Source organism: Kaistella sp. (assembly GCF_032060305.1).
Taxonomy (GTDB): domain Bacteria; phylum Bacteroidota; class Bacteroidia; order Flavobacteriales; family Weeksellaceae; genus Kaistella; species Kaistella yananensis.
Genome location: NZ_DAMBHK010000107.1, coordinates 1 through 4478 on the forward strand (window position 1 = coordinate 1; position 4478 = coordinate 4478).

Annotated in this window: 5 protein-coding genes; 1 reads left to right on the forward strand and 4 read right to left on the reverse strand. The window is 42.9% G+C overall.

Going from position 1 to position 4478, the window contains the following annotated elements:
- A partial coding sequence (locus V5N63_RS11085) for an alpha-amylase (protein WP_332033997.1) occupies positions 1 to 1067 on the reverse strand: 1067 nt, incomplete at its 3' end.
- Between the two features lie 181 nt (positions 1068 to 1248).
- On the opposite strand from V5N63_RS11085, the gene V5N63_RS11090 reads away from it, so the two are divergent.
- Positions 1249 to 1377, forward strand: coding sequence for an SDR family oxidoreductase (locus V5N63_RS11090; RefSeq protein WP_332033998.1), 129 nt, complete (start codon positions 1249 to 1251; stop codon positions 1375 to 1377).
- 80 nt (positions 1378 to 1457) lie between these two features.
- Here the strand turns inward: V5N63_RS11090 and V5N63_RS11095 are convergent, their stop codons facing one another.
- The 3 genes from V5N63_RS11095 to V5N63_RS11105 all read right to left on the reverse strand — a co-directional run.
- Entirely contained in the window at positions 1458 to 1877 is a 420-nt protein-coding gene (locus V5N63_RS11095) for a pyridoxamine 5'-phosphate oxidase family protein (protein WP_332026120.1), read from the reverse strand.
- Positions 1878 to 2075: 198 nt separating this feature from the next.
- Positions 2076 to 2750 (reverse strand): YceI family protein, encoded by a 675-nt coding sequence (locus tag V5N63_RS11100; RefSeq protein ID WP_332026118.1) that lies wholly within the window; start codon positions 2748 to 2750, stop codon positions 2076 to 2078.
- Positions 2751 to 2848: 98 nt separating this feature from the next.
- Positions 2849 to 4478 (reverse strand): hypothetical protein (locus V5N63_RS11105; protein WP_332033999.1); only part of this gene is annotated, 1630 nt, incomplete at its 5' end.

Genomic DNA, 4478 nt, shown 5'->3' on the forward strand with positions numbered 1-4478 from the left:
CGAAGAAGAATAAGGGCATAAGCCAATGGTTTGAACCATTTTTCAACAGGAGCTTCCAAAGCTTGCAGTGGTTGTGTATCGTGATTATCGACCACGGTTACAGCGAATGCGGGATTCAGTAAAGTCAAGGTTTCATCAAATATTTTTCTTAAATCATAATCCGCACCTTCTTTCGAAGCAATGTGAAAATTTTGTTGAAGAGAAGAATCGAACAAACTCATGCAGCCTTCGGTGGCATTTATATAATCTTGCAAAAGATTCACTTCGCCCGGAGCCCAATACTCACCGACGGCGAAAATATTTTTAGCAGTATTTTCCCGAAGTTTGTACAGCCATTCTTTGTAGAAGACCGGAGATTGGTGTTTCACCGCGTCTAAACGAACTCCATCGAAATGAATCTGGTCGTGATACCATTTGCCCCATTTGTCGAGTTCTTCCCGAACGAATGGGTTTCTGTGGTCGATATCGTTGTACATAAGATAATCATAATTGCCTTTTTCGGTATCGATCATTTCTTCCCAACCATCGCCGAAATCGTGGATGATTTGGTAAATTCCTTCTTCCTGACCTTCCGCATAATCTACGCCAGAAAAGCAGGTGAAATTCCATTCGAAGTCTGAATATTTTTTTTCACGATTCGGAAAAGTGAATTTCGTGTAACTTTCAATTTCAAAAGGTTCTGAAATATTTTCTTGTCGGTTTTCGGGATTTACTTTTACGGCATGGAACTTTTCTTTTTCGTCGCCACCGGCTTTATGATTCAAAACGATATCCGCAATTACGGAAATGCCGTTTTCTTGTAAAGTTTTGCACGCGTTCACATATTGTTCTTTAGTACCGTATTTTGTAGGGATGGTACCTTTCTGGTCAAATTCGCCTAAATCATAAAGGTCATAAGGATCGTAACCAACAGAATAACCGCCGCCATTAGCCTTATATGCAGGTGGAAACCACACCGCTGAAATACCGAGCTCCTTTAAATAATCAGCCGCCTTAGCAGCTTCGTCATATAATTTACAGTCTCCCTCCGAATACCAGTGGAAAAACTGAATCATCGTTGCATTCATCGTTAAAGTTTAATACGACGCATGAGCAAAAATCATCCCAATATGCAGGACCTCTTATTCAGATTTATTTTTTCTTCTGATGATTTTCCTGCGTAGTTCAATGTTAGAACCGGGACCTGCGCTTTTATCATCTGTATAATCAGCTATGGCCTTAACCTTACTGAAGCAGATATTATCGACTATGAGCAGCGTAGGCAGGTTGGGTGAACCGCGTGAAGTTGCACAGGGATTACTGTTCCTGAGTTTTGATGCGGCAAGTTATGTACATGGTACTGTGCTGCATGTGGGCGGAGGTTTCGAACTTCTTTAAGCAAAATTGAAAAAAAATGCACAGTTCAAGGCTGTGCATTTTTATTTGGATAAGTCTTTAATTACCGGTGTTAACCAGATTTATTCTGCTCTGTATTCGCCGTCGCCGTTTTTGCCCCAGAACTGGATCCTGTGTGCCGAAACTTTAATCAGGCAGATTCCTTCGGTTTCAATGCCGTCGGGAAACCACATTTCCAACCCTTTCACCCATTTTTCTTCCAGCATTTTGCGGTTTGCAGTGATGGTTGCCATGCCGTAGCAGTCAACAAAAGTCATATCATCCGTCTGGAAAATAAGTGAAACCATCGGATTATTTTCGATTTGTTTTACTTTGTTGGAGTCCCGGTACGAGAAAAACCACGAATCTCCGTCGTATTCAACTTTTCCGTTGTTGCTCATTGGGCGGGAATGAAGCGTGTTGCGCCCGTCTTTGGTCACCATCATGCAAAAATCAAGATTTTTCATTATGGCTGCTACTTTTTTTAAGGATACTTTTTCCATTAGGTAGAGGTTTTTAGTGTTACTGACTTTTTCTTACTAAAGAATAATTTATCCGTTTCAGTAATCAAATGTTTTACCAAAAATTAAAAAATAGTCTGTTAACTTACCTTAATATCTGCTGAATGTGGAATCCACTGTTTTTGCCGCCACAAAAAAAGACCGCAAAAAGCGGTCTTTATGATATTTGATTACAGGATATTACTTACCTGCAACTACGTTAAGTTCAAGGTCAACTTCCTGAGAAATCATCCAGTCTTTAGGATCTCCTTCAGTTCCGTAAGCCAAGCCCCAGTCCTGTCTGTTGATGGTAAAGTTTGAAACCATTGTCAGTCCGTTTTCAGTAACTTCTACTTTCGCAGGGAAGCTTACGTTTACGGTTTTGTCTTTAATAGTAAGGTTTCCGCTTACTGTTTTGTTGGCACCTGCCACTTTGCTTTCAGTTCCTGCTGCAAGGTCTTCCACTTTAGTGATGTCGAATTTCACGCTTGGGTATTTGGCAGTATCAAAGAAATCTGCACTTTTCAGGTGTGCATCAAGGTCAGCAGAAGTTTTTCCGTCGCTCATTGCAGGATCAACCGCAGCCGGGTCAGTAGTTAAAGTGTTAAGGTCTGAAGTCAGGCTTCCGGATACCAGGTTTCCGTTTTCTACAGAAAATGTTCCTGCGGTTTTGGTCGTTCCGAATCTTGGGTTCAATCCGCCTTTATGATAAGCAGTCCATTTTACAGTAGTGCTGTCGGTATTTACGGTAAAAGTTTCTCCGGTTTGTTCAGCTACAGCCTGCTCAGTTGCAGTGGTAACGCTGTCGGTTTTTGATTCTTTACATGATACGGCAAGCAGAACTGCTGAAAGGGCCAAAATTGATAATTTTTTCATTGTATAAATAATTAGTTGTTTAATTCGGGTGCAAAAGTAGCCTTTGAAAACTGCCCCCGAATTGATGTATGATAAGAAACGCTCCGTCATCTGAAGTTTTACAGAAAAGAACCGGCTGCATCCTCGATCTCCTCCACCCGTTCGCGCAGGATTTTTTTATCTGCGTTTTTACGTCTTCTGGAGCTGCCCGTGAATCTGGCTTTTGTCCATCGGAACCGTGTAAATCTTAGTTTCCCGAAATGATGCTGTAAAACATAGATCATCATTCCAACCGCGGCGATCGCAATAAGGCCGTATATTTTTTTATTGGCCACCAGTATCGCATTAACCTGTAAATTTTTATAGCCGGCCAATGCAGATTGCGTCGACATCAAGTTTCCATCAAGATACACCGCCAGATTATTCACACTTTCCCACTGAAACCGGTACTGCAGCCATGAGAAAAATGAAGAAAATACGGCAGTAGCGACAAAACTCCGGAAAACCAGAATAAGCCCGATCGCCTGCAGCATCGGTTCCATTTCCAGTCGGTCGAGGGTGTAGAACCATACCGCGATAAACAGGGTGCCTAAGCCGTACCCTTTCAGGATCATAGGCAGCAGCCAGCTTTCGTAGTTCAGTTCCGGAACCATCATGAAGTACATCATCACGGAGTTCAGAAAAAAAGCGGCAAAGCCGGAGAAGACAAACATTTTCAGCGGTCTTTCGTTTTTGAACCAATAGAATGCTACCACACCGGCCAGTAATACGCCCGGCACCATCATCATATTTAGCGACGCATTCGTTATCATGTCATACCCAAGGATTCCGACGGTAAAAGTATTCTGTAATGTCCCCGCTCCCAGGAAAACTCCCGTAAACAGCAGCATCAGCAGACCGCTCTGGACATTGCTTTTGGTGAAGATGCCAAAGGAAATATAACTTCTCTTCAATGAAAGCTGACGCAGGGTGAGCAGTAGAAAACAGATCACCGTGCCCCAAAACGCAATGCGGATGTTCGGAGCTTCGAACCAGTCCAGAGTTTTTCCGAAAGACAGGAAGAACGCTATGAACATAAACGTAGCTGCGAAAAGTACAATACTGAGCCAGTCGATCTGGGAAAACGGCATCTTGCGGGCAAAGCGCTGGTTGTGCTGGAAGATTACGGTAATCATCATCAGGATAAGGCACAGACCGGCAGTCAGCAGGTGAGGGTATTGCCATGTGGTATGGTAGGCGAGTTTGGCCAGATAATATCCTGAAATATTTCCTGCGATAATAGAAAACGGATAAAACACCGCATAAAATTTACCGCGTTTTCCGTCCGGACTCAAAATAAACATCAGGGGAAGTATGAATTCCATCATCATGAACATTTTGAAGAATCCCATAAGGAATGAAGCGGCCACAATGATTTCAGGGACTGTTGTGGTCCCGATCACGAAGGACAGCAGCGCGGTTACGGCGAGCGAGAAAATCATAATCTCTTTGGTGCGGAAACGCATTTTCACCCTTAAAACCAAAGGCATAGAAGTCGCCATTCCGATAAAGGAAGCGAAATTGGCCATCATCAGGTATTCGGGCATCGTGCCGAGGTCACTCACCATCATGCTGATGTTCCCGGTATTCACAGGATTCACCGACATGATGACCGTGGTAAAGAGAAGAATCAGTAAAAGCTGCACGGGTTTCGGAACCCAGCTTTTAAAAAGTCCTTTATTGTAATCAGACATTTTATTTGATGTTGTT